17 protein-coding genes are annotated in these 17,260 nt (G+C 56.5%); 13 read left to right on the top strand and 4 right to left on the bottom strand.

All coding sequences use genetic code 11. From position 1 onward, the window contains the following. The first annotated feature begins 156 nt into the window (after window positions 1-156). From KHU29_RS10490 to KHU29_RS10440, 11 genes are all read left to right on the top strand, one after another. Window positions 157-1,173, top strand: a complete 1,017-nt coding sequence (locus tag KHU29_RS10490; protein ID WP_211452750.1) for a sulfate ABC transporter substrate-binding protein — start codon at window positions 157-159, stop codon at window positions 1,171-1,173. 79 nt (window positions 1,174-1,252) lie between these two features. Continuing rightward, window positions 1,253-1,843, top strand: a complete 591-nt coding sequence (ssuE, locus tag KHU29_RS10485; protein ID WP_211452749.1) for an NADPH-dependent FMN reductase — start codon at window positions 1,253-1,255, stop codon at window positions 1,841-1,843. 208 nt (window positions 1,844-2,051) lie between these two features. Then, on the top strand, window positions 2,052-3,038 hold the full coding sequence (locus KHU29_RS10480) for a sulfonate ABC transporter substrate-binding protein (RefSeq protein ID WP_211452748.1): 987 nt from the start codon (window positions 2,052-2,054) through the stop codon (window positions 3,036-3,038). Window positions 3,039-3,062: 24 nt separating this feature from the next. Continuing rightward, window positions 3,063-4,070, top strand: coding sequence for a sulfonate ABC transporter substrate-binding protein (locus KHU29_RS10475; protein ID WP_211452747.1), 1,008 nt, complete (start codon window positions 3,063-3,065; stop codon window positions 4,068-4,070). Between the two features lie 54 nt (window positions 4,071-4,124). Then, on the top strand, window positions 4,125-5,273 hold the full coding sequence (gene ssuD, locus KHU29_RS10470; RefSeq protein ID WP_211452746.1) for an FMNH2-dependent alkanesulfonate monooxygenase: 1,149 nt from the start codon (window positions 4,125-4,127) through the stop codon (window positions 5,271-5,273). 24 nt (window positions 5,274-5,297) lie between these two features. Beyond that, window positions 5,298-6,140 (top strand): aliphatic sulfonate ABC transporter permease SsuC, encoded by an 843-nt coding sequence (gene ssuC / locus KHU29_RS10465; protein ID WP_246541814.1) that lies wholly within the window; start codon window positions 5,298-5,300, stop codon window positions 6,138-6,140. Window positions 6,141-6,179: 39 nt separating this feature from the next. Continuing rightward, window positions 6,180-7,016 carry an ATP-binding cassette domain-containing protein gene (locus tag KHU29_RS10460; RefSeq protein WP_211452745.1) on the top strand — a complete coding sequence of 279 codons (837 nt, stop codon included), beginning with the start codon at window positions 6,180-6,182 and terminating at the stop codon, window positions 7,014-7,016. Window positions 7,017-7,093: 77 nt separating this feature from the next. After that, window positions 7,094-7,309 (top strand): TOBE domain-containing protein, encoded by a 216-nt coding sequence (locus KHU29_RS10455; protein WP_092415807.1) that lies wholly within the window; start codon window positions 7,094-7,096, stop codon window positions 7,307-7,309. A gap of 62 nt (window positions 7,310-7,371) precedes the next feature. After that, complete coding sequence (locus KHU29_RS10450; protein WP_014007003.1) at window positions 7,372-7,587, top strand: TOBE domain-containing protein; 216 nt, start codon at window positions 7,372-7,374, stop codon at window positions 7,585-7,587. Between the two features lie 69 nt (window positions 7,588-7,656). Continuing rightward, window positions 7,657-8,553 (top strand): EAL domain-containing protein, encoded by an 897-nt coding sequence (locus tag KHU29_RS10445; RefSeq protein ID WP_211452744.1) that lies wholly within the window; start codon window positions 7,657-7,659, stop codon window positions 8,551-8,553. A 2-nt stretch (window positions 8,554-8,555) separates the two neighbouring features. Continuing rightward, on the top strand, window positions 8,556-9,092 hold the full coding sequence (locus tag KHU29_RS10440; RefSeq protein WP_211452743.1) for an RBBP9/YdeN family alpha/beta hydrolase: 537 nt from the start codon (window positions 8,556-8,558) through the stop codon (window positions 9,090-9,092). A gap of 65 nt (window positions 9,093-9,157) precedes the next feature. On the opposite strand, the gene KHU29_RS10435 is transcribed toward KHU29_RS10440, so the two are convergent. Both KHU29_RS10435 and KHU29_RS10430 read right to left on the bottom strand, forming a co-directional pair. Beyond that, window positions 9,158-11,368 (bottom strand): TonB-dependent receptor, encoded by a 2,211-nt coding sequence (locus KHU29_RS10435; protein ID WP_425514468.1) that lies wholly within the window; start codon window positions 11,366-11,368, stop codon window positions 9,158-9,160. A gap of 269 nt (window positions 11,369-11,637) precedes the next feature. After that, window positions 11,638-13,269, bottom strand: coding sequence for an HAL/PAL/TAL family ammonia-lyase (locus KHU29_RS10430; protein ID WP_211452741.1), 1,632 nt, complete (start codon window positions 13,267-13,269; stop codon window positions 11,638-11,640). 256 nt (window positions 13,270-13,525) lie between these two features. On the opposite strand from KHU29_RS10430, the gene KHU29_RS10425 reads away from it, so the two are divergent. Both KHU29_RS10425 and KHU29_RS10420 read left to right on the top strand, forming a co-directional pair. After that, window positions 13,526-14,854 (top strand): C4-dicarboxylate transporter DctA, encoded by a 1,329-nt coding sequence (locus KHU29_RS10425; protein WP_211452740.1) that lies wholly within the window; start codon window positions 13,526-13,528, stop codon window positions 14,852-14,854. A gap of 153 nt (window positions 14,855-15,007) precedes the next feature. Next, window positions 15,008-15,703 carry a GntR family transcriptional regulator gene (locus KHU29_RS10420; protein ID WP_211452739.1) on the top strand — a complete coding sequence of 232 codons (696 nt, stop codon included), beginning with the start codon at window positions 15,008-15,010 and terminating at the stop codon, window positions 15,701-15,703. A gap of 39 nt (window positions 15,704-15,742) precedes the next feature. Here KHU29_RS10420 and KHU29_RS10415 read toward each other — a convergent pair whose 3' ends face one another. Together KHU29_RS10415 and KHU29_RS10410 are read right to left on the bottom strand one after the other, a co-directional pair. Further along, window positions 15,743-16,495 (bottom strand): LytR/AlgR family response regulator transcription factor, encoded by a 753-nt coding sequence (locus tag KHU29_RS10415; RefSeq protein ID WP_211452738.1) that lies wholly within the window; start codon window positions 16,493-16,495, stop codon window positions 15,743-15,745. 23 nt (window positions 16,496-16,518) lie between these two features. Beyond that, window positions 16,519-17,256 (bottom strand): head GIN domain-containing protein, encoded by a 738-nt coding sequence (locus tag KHU29_RS10410; RefSeq protein ID WP_211452737.1) that lies wholly within the window; start codon window positions 17,254-17,256, stop codon window positions 16,519-16,521. Window positions 17,257-17,260: the final 4 nt, after the last annotated feature.

Genomic DNA, 17,260 nt, shown 5'->3' with positions numbered 1-17,260 from the left:
ATTCAACAGGAATAAGCGTCATCCTTATTCATCGGGGCAATCCATGCATATCTGTTTTTAGCATAAGGAGAGAAGAAAGAATTCGTTCTGTTTTCCAGGCGCCCTCATTAATCTGTACTCCTCAAAACAAAAAAACATTTACGAGGGAAGCAGAACATGTTGAAGAAAATCGTTCGTTCGGTGATCGCGATTGCCTTGGTGGCGCAGAGTGCACAGATTGTGCAAGCAGCTGATTTTTCGCTGCTCAATGTCTCTTACGATCCTACGCGTGAGCTGTATCAAGAGTACAACAAGGCTTTTGCCAAGTACTGGAAAGAAAAGACCGGCGACAATCTCACCCTGAAAGCGTCGCATGGCGGTTCGGGCAAGCAGGGGCGCTCGGTGATCGATGGCCTGGAAGCCGACGTGGTGACGCTGGCGCTGGCTTACGATATCGATGAAATTTCCGAAAAGGCCAAGCTGTTGCCAGCTGACTGGCAAAAACGCCTGCCGCACAACAGCACGCCATACACCTCGACCATCGTGCTGCTGGTGCGCAAGGGTAATCCTAAAGGCATCAAGGACTGGGACGATCTGGTCAAGCCCGGCGTGTCGGTGGTGGTGGCTAATCCAAAGACTTCCGGCGGCGCGCGCTGGGCTTATCTGGCCGCTTACGGCTATGCGCTGAAGAAGAACAATAACGACGACGCCAAGGCGCGCGATTTCATTTCGCGCCTGTACAAGAATGTACCGGTGCTGGATTCCGGCGCGCGCGGCTCGACGGTCACCTTTGCCGAACGCGGTGTAGGCGATGTATTGCTGTCGTGGGAAAACGAGGCTTACCTGGTCGAGGCGGAGTTCGGCAAGGGCAAGTTCGATACCGTGTTTCCATCGCTGAGCATCCTGGCAGAGCCGCCGGTGGCGGTGGTCGACAAGGTGGTCGACAAGCGTGGCACCCGCAAGATTGCGCAAGCCTATCTGGAGTACTTGTACTCGCCCGAAGGGCAGGAAATCGCCGCCCACAATTACTATCGTCCTATCGATCCTAAAGTCGCCGCCAAGTATGCGAGCAAGTTTCCGAAGCTGAGCCTGTTCACCATAGATGACACTTTCGGCGGCTGGAAAAATGCGCAGAAAGTCCATTTCAGCGATGGCGGTGTGTTCGACAAGATTTATCAGCCGGGCGTGAAATAAGCCGGTTGGTGGAAGTGATCGGATTGATCGTAAAGACTCAGTTGCCCTGCCACGCAGGGCAGCTTCAAGATTGCAACAGATGACTATTTTGTTATTGGCTGGCAGCCCGTCGGCACCCTCGCGTTCTACCCGGTTGCTGCATTACACAGGTAAAAAACTGGCGTTGTCAGGACATCGATACAGCAAACTGGATGTGCGGGATCTGCCGGGCGATGCGCTGTTACGCGCCGATTTCAACAACACGCTGATTCAGGCCGCGCTGGCGCAAGTAGCGCAAGCGACGGCGGTGGTGGTGGCGACGCCGGTTTACAAGGCGGCCTATAGCGGTGTGTTAAAGGCGTTTCTCGATCTGCTGCCGCAATTTGGACTGACCGACAAACTGGTGCTGCCGCTGGCCACCGGCGGCAGCCAATCGCACATGCTGGCGCTGGACTACGCCTTGCGGCCGGTGTTGTCGTCATTGGCCGCCAAGCATGTACTGCCGAGCATCTTCGCAACGGAAGCGCAGGTGCAGTGGTCGGAACAAGACGGTTTGAGCCTGGACCAGAATATTTTCCAGCGGATTAACGAGGGCGTGCAGCAGTTATCGGATAGCTTGCTGGCGCTGCACAAGATCAGTGCGAACGATTTCGATCCGATTCCATTTTCGCAGGTGCGATGTAGCGTGTAGCAGGAAAATCCACGTAGATATCAAATCAACTAAGCAGTAATTTACACAGACGTAGGGTGGGCACGGTTGCCCACGCGTGACCGCTATAACCGGAGTGCCGGCCTGCGCATCGCCGGAACACGACCCAACGAGAACAGAAACAGGCATTTACGCCCAGTGAATTCACGCGTGGGCAAAGTGCCCACCCTACAAAATCAGGAAATCGGCAATGACAGCTTCGACCAGAAACAAACACACAAGACGCCATGTGCTGGCACTGCTCTCGGCAGTCGCCGCCGGCGCGTTTGCAGTCAGCGTGCCGCAGTTGGCGCAGGCGCAGGAAAAACAGGTGCTGCGTATCGGTTATCAGAAAGCAGCCAGCACATTGGTATTGCTGAAAGCGCATGGCACATTGGAAAAAATCCTCGCGCCCCAGGGCATTGAGGTTAAATGGGCCGAGTTCGCCGCCGGCCCGCAATTGCTGGAAGCCCTGAATGTCGGTTCGGTCGACTTCGGTTATGTCGGTGAAGCGCCACCGATCATTGCACAGGCGGCCGGCGCCGATTTTGTGTACACCGCTTACGAAATCCCGACGCCGGAGGCTGAAAGCATCCTGGTGCAGAAGAACTCGCCGATCACCTCCGTTACGCAACTGAAGGGTAAGAAAATAGCCTTCAACAAAGGTTCCGATGTGCATTGGCTGGTCATCAGCCTGCTCAAGAACGGCGGCATCGCCTACAGTGACTTCCAGCCCATCTACCTGGCGCCGGCCGACGCCCGTGCGGCTTTCGAACGCGGTGCGGTCGATGCCTGGGCGATCTGGGATCCATTTCAAACGGCAGCGATCAAGCAACTCGACGCCAAGATCCTGGCCAGCGGCAGCGGCGCCGTCAGTCATCACCAGTTCTTCCTGAGTACACGCAAATACGCCGCCAAAAATAGCGTGGTGGTGAACACGATCATGGAAGAAGTCGGCAAAGAAGGAGGCTGGATTCGCGCCAATTACAAGGAAGCGGCAGCCCAGCTGGCGCCGATCCAGGGATTGGAGCCGGACGTGATCGAAACCGGTCTCAGGCATTACGCCCATATTTACAAACCGATCGATAACAAGGTGCTGGACGAGCAGCAAAAGATCGCCGATTCCTTCTATGAATTGAAATTGATTCCAAAGAAGATTTCGACGCGCGACGCCGTGTTGTTTCCTCCTAAATCCTGATAAATCTTGAGAAGGCCGGACATCATGGTTATCGCTTCCTTCCGTCGCCGCTTGCTCCTGGCGTTTCCATTGACGTTTCCATTATTAGCAGCTTTGTTGTTGCCAGGCCCGTTGCAAGCGCAACCTCTGGCCGATAAAAAAGAACCTGAACAGATACGCATCGGCTTTCAAAAAAGCGCGGTCAACCTGGTGGTCCTGAAACAACGCAGCACGCTGGAACAACGCTTCAAGAACAGCAAGATAGTCTGGCTGGAATTTCCCGCCGGTCCGCAGTTGCTGGAGGCATTGTCCGCTGGCAGTCTTGATTTCGGCATGACCGGGGATAGCCCACCGGTGTTTGCACAGGCCGCCAACAAGGATTTGCTATACGTAGGCGCCGAGCCGCCGAAGCCTGAGAGTTCTGCGATATTGGTGCCGCCCGCTTCGGCCATCAAAACCCTGGCGGATTTGAAAGGCAAGCGGATCGCTTTGCAAAAGGGGTCCAGCGCGCACTTCCTGCTGGTGCAGGCGGTGAAGAAAGCTGGCCTGGCGTGGACCGACATCCAGCCGATTTATCTGGCGCCGGCCGATGCGCGCGCCGCGTTCGAACGTGGCAGCGTCGACGCCTGGGCGATCTGGGATCCGTATTACGGTGCCGCCGAGTTGAGTTTCAAACCGCGAGTCCTGAGCACCGGCCGCGGTTTGTCCAACAATAATTCCTTCTATCTGGCGGCGCGCGGTTTTGCTGAAAGCTATCCCGGCACGGTGCTGAGCTTGCTGGATGAACTGACCAAGGCCGATCGCTACGTGCAAAAAAATCGCAAGGAAGTGGCGCAATTGATTTCCGATGTCAGCGGCTTGAACCTGGCGACCGTGCATCTGTTCCTGAGCCGCCGCGCCAATCCATCGCCGACCGCGGTAATCAGTTCGGCCATGGTGATCGACCAGCAGCGTGTCGCCGACAGTTTCAAGGAAATCGGCTTGATCCCGCGCGCTGTCAAGGTGGCCGATATCGTCTGGCAGCCAAAGAATGTGCCGCTGGCGCGGCAGTGAAATTCGAAGAATAGATGACGAAGTACAGATTAATCAATCGATACGGAAGCAGTCATGAACGTTTTCTGGTTTATTCCTACCCACGGCGACAGTCGTTATCTCGGCACCTCCCAAGGGGCGCGCCCGGTCAATTTCGATTACATGAAGCAAATCGCAGTGGCTGCCGATACCCTCGGTTATGACGGTGTATTGCTGCCGACCGGGCGCTCTTGTGAAGATGCTTGGGTAGTCGCCTCCAGTTTGCTCGGCTTCACCCAGCGCCTGAAATTCCTGGTGGCGATCCGGCCCGGCTTGAGCACGCCAGGCCTGGCGATCCGCATGGCGTCGACTTTCGATCGCTTGTCGAACGGACGTTTGTTGATCAACGTGGTTACCGGTGGCGACCAGGCTGAACTGGAAGCCGACGGCTTGTTCGCCGAACATGCCGAGCGTTATGAAATTTCTTCGGAATTCCTGAAAGTATGGCGCGGCGCTTTGTCTGGCGAGGGCGGCGAGTCCGGTTACAACTTCATCGGCAAGCACATCAAGGTCAAGGGCGCGAAGACACTTTATCCGCCGGTGCAGAAGCCATATCCACCTTTATATTTCGGCGGCTCCTCGGAACCGGCGCATGAACTGGCTGCGGAGCAGGTTGATGTCTACCTGACCTGGGGCGAGCCGCCAGCCGCGGTGGCTGAAAAAATTGCCGATATTCGTGCACGCGCTGCCAAACATGGCCGCACCGTGCGCTTCGGGATTCGCCTGCATGTGATTGTGCGGGAAACCAATCAGGCGGCATGGGCAGCGGTAGAGGAATTGATCAGCCATGTCGATGATGATGTCATTGCCAGGGCGCAGGCGGCATTTTCCAAGATGGATTCGGAAGGACAACGGCGCATGGCGGCTTTGCATGGCGGCCGTCGCGACAAGCTGGAAGTTTCGCCAAACCTGTGGGCCGGCGTTGGCCTGGTGCGCGGCGGCGCCGGCACTGCGCTGGTCGGCGACGCGGAAACCGTGGCTGAACGGATGCAGGAATATGCGGCGCTGGGCATAGACACATTCATTCTTTCGGGCTATCCGCATCTGGAAGAGTCTTACCGTTTTGCCGAACTGGTTTTCCCGCTATTGGGCAAAGGGCGCGCGGCTACCGGCGAGCAAGCGCTGACGGGGCCATTTGGCGAGGTGATTGCCAACGGTTTGCTGCCGAAAGCATCGCAAAGTTGAAGGGACCGATTTGAAGGAGCAACTATGAGCGCAATCATTACAGCGGCAGCCCCGGCGCATGGCAGCCGCACTGCAGGACACGCAGCGAATCAGCGGGCGAAGGTTATACAGATCTGGAAAGAACGTCTGTTGCCGTGGCTGTTGCCGGTGGCTTTGATTTTGGCCTGGGAGTTTGCCGCCAAGGTCGGCTGGCTGTCGAGCCGGATCTTGCCAGAGCCTTGGGCCGTGGCGCGCGCCGCATGGTCATTGGCGCTGTCCGGCGAACTTTGGACGCATGTGCGGATCAGCGCCTGGCGTGCGATTTCCGGGTTTGCCGTGGGTGGCGGCCTGGGTTTGTTGCTGGGTTTGCTGACCGGGACGTTCAAGCAGGCGGAAACCCTGCTCGATACCAGCATCCAGATGATCCGCAATATTCCGGCGCTGGCTCTGATCCCGTTGGTGATCCTGTGGTTCGGCATCGATGAATCGTCAAAGCTGTTCCTGGTATCGATAGGCGTATTTTTCCCGGTGTATCTGAATACCTTCCATGGCATTCGCTCGGTAGACAAGGGTTTGATCGAGATGGCCAAGAGTTACGCCTTGTCCGGCTGGCCGTTGTATCGCGATGTGATCTTGCCAGGTGCTTTGCCGTCGATACTGGTCGGCGTGCGCTTCGCACTGGGCCTGGTGTGGGTCTTGCTGATCGTCGCCGAAACCATCTCGGCACAGGCGGGCATAGGCTACATGACCATGAATGCGCGTGAATTCTTGCAAACCGATGTGGTGCTGGTAGGTATCTTGCTCTATGCCTTGCTGGGCAAGCTGGCCGATATCCTGGCGCGCCTGCTGGAGCGTTACTGGCTGCGCTGGCATCCGGGTTACCAGTGAATACGTCGCAAATGAAATTTATCCAAGGTGGGTGGGAAGATGCAAATTGATCCTGTTGAAAATGCCGAAGTCAATGCTGCAGTTCAGCTTAATACTGGTCGTGGTGTCGGCATTCGAGTGCGCTCGCTGTCCAAGTCGTACGCCGGACGGGAGGTATTGAAGACGCTCAATGTCGGGATCGCTGCTGGTGAATTTGTTGCCATTGTCGGCCGTAGCGGTTGCGGTAAAAGTACATTACTGCGCTTGATCGCCGGGCTGGAACGGCCAAGCAACGGCAGCATCGGCTTCGGCGCGCGTGAAAATAAGCCTGAAATCCGCATCATGTTTCAGGATTCGCGCCTGTTGCCGTGGAAACGCGTATTGAACAATGTCGGCCTGGGTTTGCCGCGCGCTTCGCTGGCTTCGCTCAGAGCCTTGAACCAGGTCGGCCTTGAAGACCGCGCCAGCGAGTGGCCGGCAGTATTGTCCGGCGGCCAGCGGCAGCGGGTAGCGTTGGCGCGGGCGCTGGTGCATGACCCGGAACTGCTACTGCTGGATGAACCGCTCGGCGCGCTGGATGCCTTGACCCGTATCGAAATGCAGCAACTGATCGAGTCGTTGTGGAAGGAGCGCGGGTTTACCGCCGTGCTGGTAACGCATGATGTGCAAGAGGCGATTGCCCTGGCGGATCGCGTGTTGCTGATCGAAGACGGTGAAATCACACTGGATGAACGGATCAGCCTGCCGCGTCCGCGAGCCCGCGGCAACCTGGCTTTTGCGCAACTGGAAGAGCGGATCCTGGCGCGCGTGTTGAAGCATCCGGCGCCACGGCTTGATTCGGCGTTGGGTGATATCTCGCTGCAGCGGACGGTAAGCCAGGTTGGCTGGGCTATCTGATCCGTGCGTAATTTGGGCGTAATTCTGAAGCTGTTTCGACGTCATTTTGATGTAACCGTATCACCAAAGGAGAAATCATGAGCATCCAGGCAATTAACGTCCGCAACCAGTTCCGCGGCAGGATCCAGAGCATCACCGAGGATGAGGTGTTATCCGCGCTCGACATCGAAACCCCGTCCGGCATCGTTTCCTCAGTCATCACCACCCGCTCGGTACGCGATCTGGGACTGGTGGTCGGATCGGAAGTGGTGGCGCTGGTGAAGGCCACTGAAGTATCGATCGCCAAATTGTAATTTTTTGCAATCAGCAAATTACATTCATTCTTTGTTCGTCCGTATCTTTTCAGGAAAAAATCATGACTATCCAGGCTATCAATGTACGTAATCAGTTCAAAGGCAAGATCAAGGCAATCATCGAAGGCACCGTGGTGTCGGAAGTCGATGTCGAGACACCGGCCGGCATCGTCACTTCGGTGATCACTACCCGTTCGGTCAAGGACCTGGGGCTGGTGATCGGCACCGAAGTGGTGGCGCTGGTAAAAGCCACCGAAGTATCGATCGCCAAGATCTGAGCGTCATCGGTCTCAGCGTCATCGGTCTCAGCGTCACCCTCCCGACTATTCGTCATATCGAGATAAGCCATGTCCTTTCCCGCTCTGGAGCAGTATCTGGCCCGTTTGAACGGCGCCAGGGATGACCCGAACCACGACGAACCCCGTAGCGATTGCCGGGTCTGGCTGGATGGCGACGGCCGTGCGCAGGGACGTTATTTCAATACCACGCTGACCAGCGTATTCCAGCCTTTGCGCCGGATTGAAGCTGGTACGGGCAAGGGCGCCATCATCGGGCATGAGGGTTTTGCCCATAGCTATTCGGCCAGCGACAACGGCCTGTATCTGTGGAAATTACTGGACCATGCGGCCAGCGACGACGAATCGATTGAGCTGGATCGTCTGTGCCGCATGCTGCATTCGATCAATTTCTATCGGCAGGAAGAAGCTGTGGCGGGCGATTTATACCTGAGCGTGCACGCACGTTTGCTGGCTGCGGTCGACAGCAATCACGGCATGGCGTTTCGGCGTATCCTGAATTTGCTCGGTCTGCCGCATGACAGGATAGTGCTGCAGCTGCCGACCATTGCCGAGAACCAGGGCTGGCTGCTAAACTATGTGCTGGACAATTACCGGCGCAATCATTTCCGGCTCGCGGTAAATGCCGACGACGTGGCGCAAGCCGCGAGCTTGCTGGAAAGAGTGAAACCGGATGTGATCAAGATCGATGCGCGCGGTGTCACGCATGACGAGCAGACTACGCGCTTGCTGGAAAATTGCGCGACGCGTGGAATCCGCGTGATTTTCAAGCGCCTTGAAAAGGCGCGCGATCTGGAGGTGCTGCAGCAACTGGCAAGGATCAGCGCCCATCCCTTGCATGGGCAAGGTTTTTTGTGGGATCTGCCGCAGGCGGCGTTGCATGCATTTGCCGATTCCGCGCCGTTGCAGCAAGATGGCATATCGACAGAGACACTTGACAGAAATTGAACATGAATACGCTCTCATCGTTTCGTGTGTTGGTAGTGCCGGGGCTGTATAACAGCGGCCCGCTGCATTGGCAATCGCGATGGCAGCGGCTATATCCAGGCTTCGAACGGGTTGAACAGGCGCACTGGGATGCGCCGGTGCTGGAAGTCTGGTCGGAACGCTTGCAGCGCCAGTTGCGGCAGTCAGAGCAACCGGCTTTGGCGATCGCCCATAGTTTTGGCTGCCTGACTACGGTGCACAGCGCCTTGAACGAGATTCCGAATCTGGCCGGGGCCTTGCTGGTGGCGCCTGCCGATCCGGACAAATTCGACGTCAGCGCGGCGGTGAACGGACGCCTGCCGGTGCCGTCGATCGTGGTCGGCAGCCTCAACGATCCGTGGATGGAAAGCCGGCGCGCCCGTCACTGGGCGCAAGTCTGGGGATCGGCATACGTCGACGCCGGCGCGCTTGGACACATCAACGCCGAATCCAATCTCGGCGACTGGCTGTACGGCCAGTCTTTATTGCAGGCTCTGGTGGGGCAGGTGGCATTGGCGTAATGTAATTGCACGCAGCAATTACATTACGCCACCTCCCGCATCGTCAGTTGCGTTGACCGAAGCTCTTACCAGACATGGCTGTAACTTACTTTCAGCAGCGCTCCCGGGGCTGGCAGGCGGCTGGTATTGTTGCTATTGCGCATCAGCTGACTGTATAGCGGATAGTAGTAGCGGTTGAGCAGGTTCTCTACGCCGCCGCTGATCGTATCCTTTTTGCCAAGCTGGTAACGGCTGATGAGATCAAGCGTCGTATAGCTGCCGACTTCCCTGCGGCCAAAGCTGTTCTGGCCGTTCAATCGATAATCCCGTGCCGCAAAATAGGTGGCCTGCAAACGATTGCTCCAGCGGCTGTTCGGCTTGTATTGGATATAGCTGGTCAGTTTCAGCGGCGGGATGCGATAGCCGGTCATGACCTGATCGCTGACAGCGTTTTGCGGCAGCTCGCGACCGCGCATCCAGGTCATGGTGCCACCCGCACCCCACACGGAATCATCCGGTAAATAATCCAGGCTACCTTCGACACCCAGGATTTTTTCGCTGGTACGGGTCAGGATCAGACCATTGTTGAAGCTCTGTACGTCGCCCAGCCTGGAGGTTGTGTAAAACACCGCCATTGAGGTCAGCACATTGTCAAATGCGCCGCGCCAGCCCATTTCATAATTGTCGGTTGTCACAGGTTCGAGATTGGACGACGCGATGTCGAAGCGTGGCGTGGCATTCCTGATCTGCAGGCCGATATCCGGCAGCTGGAAGCCTTGGCTGAACGAGGCATAGAATTCTTGCCGTTTCACCGGCGCATACGTAGCGCCGACATTCAGCAGCCATGAGCCGTAACTGACTGAACCACCTTTGACCGCTTGCGGATTCGCTGCGCGGGATTGAGACAACGGGATGAAATCGTTGAACCTGGCATTGGCGCGTTCATATCGCACGCCGCCTTCCAGCGACCATTGCTGGTTGAACTTGTGCTGCAGTTGGCCGAAGGCGCCGATGCTGCGCGTGGTCAGCGACGGCATGTAGGTCAGGGTGCCGATCTTGTTGAATGCCAGGCCGCCGCTGGCGTCATAGGCAGCCGCATTGAAAATGTCGAGTGGCATATCGCTGCGTTCCTGGTTAAAGTCCATGCCCCAGGTCAGTTGGGTTTTCTTGTCAGCAGTCAAAGGCGTCTTGAGCGTCACGCGGCTGCCAAGCGCGCTGGTGTTCTGCATCACTTGATCCACGTTGTTGCCGCGGGTCGCGACTGCACGTGCATCGAATGGCGGGAAGCGTGTGAAAAAATCGCGATAGTAAAGTTGGGCAGAGAGCGTGCTGCCAAAAAAATCCTGATGCTGATAATCGGCGCTTAACAAGGTGTTCTTGATCTGGTTTTGATCCGCGAGTTGCAGGCCTTTGATGGCGTGCGCGGTCGCTGTTCCTGCAGCAAGTTTGGCAACCGCGGGATCGGACCCATAGTCAGTATCTTGCTTAGCATCGTAGTGGCTTGCTGCAAATTGCAGGCGCTGATCGCGATCGATGCGCATGCCGATTTTTCCGCCAATATTATAAGAGTTGCTATCGAACAGATCGCCCTGGCTTGGTTCCGGCGCGAGGCGATTTCCGCGGCCATCGTACGATGCGCCGATATGCTGCACGTCGATATTCAGTGCGTAATCGATGATGCCGTTGCTACCTGAAAGATAATGCTGAACCTGCCCACCCAGCCCGTCTTTGCCTAAACGGGATAGCGGCGATGTCGCTGAAAACGTGGTCTCGGCATAGGGTTCGCCACCGGCGGGACGCGATGTCACGTAGATAATGCCGCCGGTCGCACCGCTGCCGTAGATCGCGCTGCTGCCCCGCAGAACTTCTACTTTCTGAATGCTGGCGGGATTAATGCTGGCCAGGTTTCGAGCAGAGTCCCGATTTGTGTTGAGTGGAATACCGTCCACCAGCACCAGCATATTCCGGCCGCGCAGCGTTTGCCCGAAGTCACTGACGGTGTGACTGGAGTCTGCCATGCCAGGTATGATTTTGCTCAACAGCGTGGCGAAACTGCCGGAGCCCTGGCGTAGCTCCTCCAACTCCTCGTGCTCGATCACATTGACCTGGCGCGTCGGGCGCATTAAATTGCTTTTGGTCCGTTGGGCGGTTACTTCCATCGGCGCTAGTTCATGTTCAGTTGTCGGCGCAGGCTGAAGAGTCGCATTGGGATGGCTTTTTTTCTGGTCGGATTCGGGTGGCGTTTGAGCGCTTGCAGGAGGTGCTGAAAACGCCAGAGAAAGCGCGCTTGCCAACATGGAAGAACGAAATTGCGACATCGATGGATTCCCTCTGAAATGCGGCCGCTAAACCAAATTGCGGCGAATACGCCCAATCAGATTGCTGTATGACCAGTTTTAATTAATACGAATAATAATGATTACCATTTACAAAGTAAATTAAAACTTTCCAATAAAATGAAAACTGTGGCCGGATTGAGTTTGTAGCAGGGTGGGCATTCATGCCCACCCTACGAAAAAAATGAGCCACGATGACGTGGCTCATTTTTCATTTCAAGGTACTTGGATCAGACAAACTCACCGATCTGCTTGACCACCGCATTGCGCACCGAACCGCTGACTACGAACGATTGGGCCACAACGATATCGTTGTGGAACCAGCGATCGCCTTCCAGGCAAGCCGGAATCTGACGGCGGATTTCCTGATACGCCGCTTGCGTTCCCTTGCCCAGCACGAAGCCTGGCAACAGATCTTCCGTCATCGTCAACGCCTGCGCCGCCAGCAGCATCTCGACGCCGATGATGTATTGCGTATTGGCCACCACCGTCGCCGCCTTGCGCGCACACCAGGTCGAATTCGAAACGTGGTCTTCGCTGTTGCCTTTGGCTGGAATGCTGTCGACGCTGCCCGGCATGCACAGGGTGCGGTTTTCCATCACCAGCGAACTCAGCGAACATTGCACCACCGGATAACCGGTGTTGACGCCGCGCACACCGCTCATCAGATTGCGTGGCAAGCCCCACGACAAGGTCGGATCGATCAGGCGCGCGACACGGCGCTCGCAGATGCTGCCCAGGTCGGTAATCGCCATCGCCAGCAGATCCATCGCTTGCGCCAGGTATTGGCCGTGGAAGTTACCGCCGGAGATGATTTCAAAGCCGCCGCCTTCTTTATCGAAGATCAGCGGGTTATCGGTAGCCGAGTTGATTTCCTTGTCGACGATATTGTCGATATAGTCGAGCGCATCGAATACCGGGCCGTAGACTTGCGGCGCGCAACGCAGCGAATACACATCCTGGATGCGCGAGCTGTAAGGGATATCGGTGCGACGGGTTTCCTCCGGAAACTGCACGGCGCGTGCTTCATGCGTGGTGCGGGTCGAACCAGACAGCAGGTTGCGGATGATGGCGGCAGTCTTGATCTGGCCGGCATGCGGACGGGCTTGCTGGATGCGGTGGTCGAAAGCCGCCATTTCAGCGCGCATCGCCTCCAACGTCAAACCCAGCGACAAACAGGCATCGCTCAACAGATTGCGTGAATCATGCGCAACCAGCACGGCCACCGCCAGCGAAGCAGTGCAACCGTTGATCAGGGCCGAGGCATCCTTGGCTTTCAAGTCGAACTTGACCGGGCCAACACCGGCCTTGGTGATCGCTTGCGGGGCGCTCATGCGCTGACCTTGGTACATCACTTCCGCTTCGTCGAAACCGGCAATCGCCGCCGCCAGGTAAGACAACGGCGCCAGATCGCCGGATGCGCCGACCGATCCTTTTTGCGGCATGATCGGATGGATGCCGGCATTCAGGAAAGCCAGCAGGCGGTCTACCACTTCCACCCGAGGCGCCGAATAATTGCTGGCGAACGCATTCGCGCGCAACAGCATGGTGGCGCGGCTGACTTCTTCCGAGAACGGTTCGCCGATGCCGGCACAGTGGGCCTTGATCAGCTGGGTCTGGAACAACTCGATATTTTCAACCTTGATACGGGTGTCTTTCAACAAGCCGACGCCGGTGTTAAAGCTGTACATCATCGGCGCTTCATCGTGCATCCAGGTCGATTCGATGTAGTCGCGGCTTTCTTTCAGCGCGGCGCGCGAAGAATCGGCCAGGGTTACTGGCAGGTGCGGTGCGCGGGCGACGTCGACTACTTGCTGAGCAGCAAGGCTGAAGCCGTCAATGGTGATGGTGGTATTGGTCATGTTCACATCCAAAGTAGAAATCAAAGTAGGGATACAAAATAAATCCGTGTTCTTGCCGAGCAAAATGTCGACTACGGGTTTTCCTGGGTTTTCCTGTTTTTCTTGGGTTTTTTGAATAATACTCTTGAATTCAATTATTGCATACAATAAGTGAATGCATTATATTGAATCCGGGGCGCCGCTTTTCCAAGCTTGAATCGGGGCGATTCCAGACTTATAAATTGGTATAAACCAAACAAACAATTAGGAGACGAACGTGCGGCGCTTTTTTAAATCACTGTTTGGCCAGGTGCTGATAGCACTTGTCATGGGAATCGCAGTCGGGGTGCTGTTCCCGAAATTCGGAGAAAGCCTGAAGCCTTTGGGCGACGGTTTTATCAAGCTGGTCAAGATGATCATCCCGATGATCGTATTCTGTGTGGTGGTGCATGGCATTTACGGCGCCGGCGAGTTGAAGAAAGTCGGCCGGGTCGGCTTGAAGGCGCTGATCTACTTTGAAGTAGTGACTACGATTGCCCTGGTACTGGGGCTGCTGCTGGCTTTTGTATTCCATCCCGGCGTCGGCATGAACATCAATCCTGACACCCTGGACGCGAATGCCTTGTCCAGTTATGTGGAAACCGCCAATAAGGTCAGAGGCAGCAGCTTTTCCGACTTCGTGATGAAAATCATCCCCAATACCGTGGTCAGCGCGTTTACCTCTGGCGACGTGCTGCAGGTGCTGCTGTTTTCGATCATTTTCGGTTCGGCCCTTTCGCTGATCGGTGAAAAAGCGGCGCCTATCATCACCATCGTGCACAGCATGTCGGATGCTTTTTTCAAATGTATGTCTTTTATCATCAGGCTGGCGCCGCTCGGCGTGTTCGGCGCGATTGCGTTCACGGTCGGTAAATATGGCGTCGGCTCCTTGCAACAGCTGAGTTTCCTGGTGCTCTTGTATTTCTTTGCGGTGGTGATTTTCGTCTTTGCTATATTGGGTACCATCCTCAGGCTTACCGGTTTCAGCATCTTCAAGCTGATTAAATACCTGCGTGCGGAGCTGCTGGTGGTGCTGGCTACCGCCTCATCGGATAGCGTGCTGCCGCAGATCATGCGCAAGCTGGAATATATGGGCATCAAGGATTCCACTGTGGGCCTGGTGATCCCGACCGGTTATTCGTTCAACCTGGATGCCTTCTCGATCTACCTGACCCTGGCCGCCGTGTTCATTGCGCAAGCCACCAATACGCCACTGGCGCTGACCGATTTGCTGGCAATCCTGGCGGTGGCCTTGATTACTTCCAAGGGTGCGCATGGTGTGCCGGGTTCAGCGATTGTGATTCTGGCGGCGACCTTATCGGCCATTCCGGCAATTCCCGTGGTCGGACTGGTACTGGTGCTGTCGGTCGACTGGTTCATGGGCATCGCACGTGCACTGGGCAATCTGCTGGGTAACTGCGTGGCGACCGTGGTGGTGGCGGTGTGGGAAAAAGATATCGATAAGGTACGCGCGCATGCGGTCTTGAACGGCGAACGTCCGGCCGCCGTGGAAGAGGATCTTGACGCAGCCAACTTGCAAATAGCGGCTGACGGCAGGTCGCTGTAAGTAGAAAGCAGGTAGAGAGCAGGTAGAGAGCAGGTGCGCCCGACGCCGTTGGCGGTCGGGCGCAACCCGGCAAACCATTCTTATTTTTTGAAGGCGCCGCATTTGCAAGTACAATTTTGATCTTTAGAACCAAGCTCCAAGGAAATCGACAACATGAGCCTGTCTTCCAGCCCATCCGGCGCCGACAGTTCTGACGATATAGCGGCCGATATCACGACCGCGATTGCCGAGCAGCGCCTGCCACCCGGCACCAAATTGCGGGAAGAGGCCCTCGCGCGCCTGTATTCCGTGAGCCGCACCAAGATCCGAGCGGCGCTGGTGATGCTGGCGAAAGACAAATTGATCGATCTGGTGCCCGATAAAGGGGCGTTTGTGAGTCGGCCGACCGAGGAAGAGGCGCGCCAGATATTCTTCGTGCGGCGCGTGCTGGAAGCTGCGCTGGTGCGTGAGTTCGTGGCCAAGGCCAGCGCCGCCGATTATCAAATGCTTGAACAGCACTTGAAGGAGGAACGCGAGGCGCTATCCAAGGAGAATCCGCAAATCCGCTCTAAACTGCTGAGCGACTTTCACATTCTGCTGGCGCGCACGGTGGGCAATCAAGTCTTGACCGATGTGCTGACCAAGCTGGCCGGCCGCAGTTCGCTGATTACCATGTTGTACCAGTCCACCAGGGATGCGACATGTTCATCGGACGAGCATGTCGAATTCCTGCAGGCGGCGAAGGCCGGGGATACGGAAAAGGCAGTGCAGCTGATGGCGCATCATTTGCATCATGTGGAGTCTGCCTTGCAATTCGAGATACCGCCGCCTGGCGGCAAGAAGGATTTCGTCAAAGCGCTGCTGGCTTAGTGTCGTCGTGTAGCCATACAGCGTAGCGCCGAGCGGCGCCTACATTTGTTTGAACAAATGGATAAAGCTGCGGCTCACCTCCAGTTTTTCAGAATGTCCCTTTATCAGCACCTGATGGCGGCCGCGCATGTCGCGGGTGATGCCGTCGATGGCGTTGACGTTGACCAGGGTGGCGCGGTGGATTTGCCAGAACAGGTCGGGATCCAGTTCTTCAGCGAGGTCGCGCACCGGTTTGCGGATCAATGCTTCATAGGTCGCGGTCTGGACGCTGGTGTACTTTTCATCGGAACGGAAAAACAGGATTTCCTGCACCGGGATCAGCCGCAGCTGCTGGCCGATGCTGGCTTGTATCCATTGCAGATAGACTGGTTTGGTGGCGATCCCCATCTGCTTGGCGAGTTGGGTCAGCATCGAACTCATGTCGGCCGGTGTCGAACTGAGCCTGGCCTTGAGGCGGGTGACGGTCAGGCGCAAGCGTTCGGCCTCGGCCGGTTTCAGGATGTAGTCGACAGCGCCGCGCTCGAAAGCTTCGATGGCGTATTCGTCATAGGCGGTAATGAAAACGATGTGGCTTTTGCCACCGATTTCCTGTGCCGCCTGCAGCCCGGTTTTTCCTGGCATGCGGATGTCGAGGAAGGTGAAATCGGGTTGCAGCTGGTCGACCAGATCGATTGCTTCATCGCCGTTTTTCGCTTCTCCGAGGATTTCCAGTTCCGGCCACGCCTGGCTCAGGCGTAAGCGGATCTGGTCGCGCATCAGGCGCTCGTCATCGGCAATGATAGCAGTAGGCATAGGCAACTATTTTAACAGGAGATTCAGCGTTTTTTGACTGAGCCGGAGCCCATGATGCTGGAGCGCACTTGCGGGTCGCCGCTATAGGCGACGTCGCCCGAGCCGGCGGTCGAGACGTTTAAATTCTTGCTGGCATAGACATGGGCGTCGCCGCTGCCGACGATCGACACGCTGGTGTTTTCCGCCATCAGGTCGAAGCCGTCATAATCGCCGCTGCCTGCAATCGATACCTTCAGGTCGCGTGTCTTGCCTCTGACCTTGATGTCGCCGGCGCCGGCGATAGAGGCAGTGACGGTAGGAGTGTTCAGTTCACCGCTGACGCTGCCGGAACCGGAGATGGAAATCTTGATGCCGTCTTTTGAACTCAGCTTGTCGCGCAGTTTAAGGTCGCCTGAGCCGAACACGCTCAGTCCATTGACCTCAGGCGCGCTCAGGTAGACATTGATATCGTGGCGGCTGGTGAATGACGAATTGCGTTTCAAATGGACCCGCAATACTGAACCGCTGATTTCCAGCTCGACCAGCGGAACAAGGTTGGATTCCGCTTCGATCACAGCCGGTTTGGTCGGCCCCTGGGTCAGAAACACGTTCACCGCATCCATCACTTCCACTTGCTGAAAACTGCCTACCTGGCGCTCGACTCTGACTACTTCGGCGGCCATGCTGGAGCTGGGGATGAGGCTAAGCAGCGGAACCAACGCGGCAGTAGCCAGTGTAAAGACAAACGCAAAACGCGAGATCATTTTTAATTTCATATTCATGTGC

It is taken from the genome of Collimonas antrihumi (genome assembly GCF_018304965.1).
Classification (GTDB): domain Bacteria; phylum Pseudomonadota; class Gammaproteobacteria; order Burkholderiales; family Burkholderiaceae_D; genus Collimonas; species Collimonas antrihumi.
The sequence above is the reverse complement of the archived record's forward strand: the minus strand, read 5'-3'. Positions and strand labels throughout refer to the sequence as shown.

What these genes read in the sequence shown, in the direction of transcription:
- ssuD (WP_211452746.1), top strand. Translation starts at nt 4,125, where the DNA reads ATGAACGTTTTCTGGTTTATTCCTACCCACGGCGACAGTCGTTATCTC.
- KHU29_RS10430 (WP_211452741.1), bottom strand. Translation starts at nt 13,269, where the DNA reads ATGACCAATACCACCATCACCATTGACGGCTTCAGCCTTGCTGCTCAG.
- KHU29_RS10475 (WP_211452747.1), top strand. Translation starts at nt 3,063, where the DNA reads ATGGTTATCGCTTCCTTCCGTCGCCGCTTGCTCCTGGCGTTTCCATTG.
- KHU29_RS10480 (WP_211452748.1), top strand. Translation starts at nt 2,052, where the DNA reads ATGACAGCTTCGACCAGAAACAAACACACAAGACGCCATGTGCTGGCA.
- KHU29_RS10455 (WP_092415807.1), top strand. Translation starts at nt 7,094, where the DNA reads ATGAGCATCCAGGCAATTAACGTCCGCAACCAGTTCCGCGGCAGGATC.
- KHU29_RS10450 (WP_014007003.1), top strand. Translation starts at nt 7,372, where the DNA reads ATGACTATCCAGGCTATCAATGTACGTAATCAGTTCAAAGGCAAGATC.
- ssuC (WP_246541814.1), top strand. Translation starts at nt 5,298, where the DNA reads ATGAGCGCAATCATTACAGCGGCAGCCCCGGCGCATGGCAGCCGCACT.
- KHU29_RS10420 (WP_211452739.1), top strand. Translation starts at nt 15,008, where the DNA reads ATGAGCCTGTCTTCCAGCCCATCCGGCGCCGACAGTTCTGACGATATA.
- KHU29_RS10445 (WP_211452744.1), top strand. Translation starts at nt 7,657, where the DNA reads ATGTCCTTTCCCGCTCTGGAGCAGTATCTGGCCCGTTTGAACGGCGCC.
- KHU29_RS10410 (WP_211452737.1), bottom strand. Translation starts at nt 17,256, where the DNA reads ATGAATATGAAATTAAAAATGATCTCGCGTTTTGCGTTTGTCTTTACA.
- KHU29_RS10460 (WP_211452745.1), top strand. Translation starts at nt 6,180, where the DNA reads ATGCAAATTGATCCTGTTGAAAATGCCGAAGTCAATGCTGCAGTTCAG.
- KHU29_RS10435 (WP_425514468.1), bottom strand. Translation starts at nt 11,368, where the DNA reads ATGTTGGCAAGCGCGCTTTCTCTGGCGTTTTCAGCACCTCCTGCAAGC.
- KHU29_RS10490 (WP_211452750.1), top strand. Translation starts at nt 157, where the DNA reads ATGTTGAAGAAAATCGTTCGTTCGGTGATCGCGATTGCCTTGGTGGCG.
- KHU29_RS10440 (WP_211452743.1), top strand. Translation starts at nt 8,556, where the DNA reads ATGAATACGCTCTCATCGTTTCGTGTGTTGGTAGTGCCGGGGCTGTAT.
- KHU29_RS10415 (WP_211452738.1), bottom strand. Translation starts at nt 16,495, where the DNA reads ATGCCTACTGCTATCATTGCCGATGACGAGCGCCTGATGCGCGACCAG.
- ssuE (WP_211452749.1), top strand. Translation starts at nt 1,253, where the DNA reads ATGACTATTTTGTTATTGGCTGGCAGCCCGTCGGCACCCTCGCGTTCT.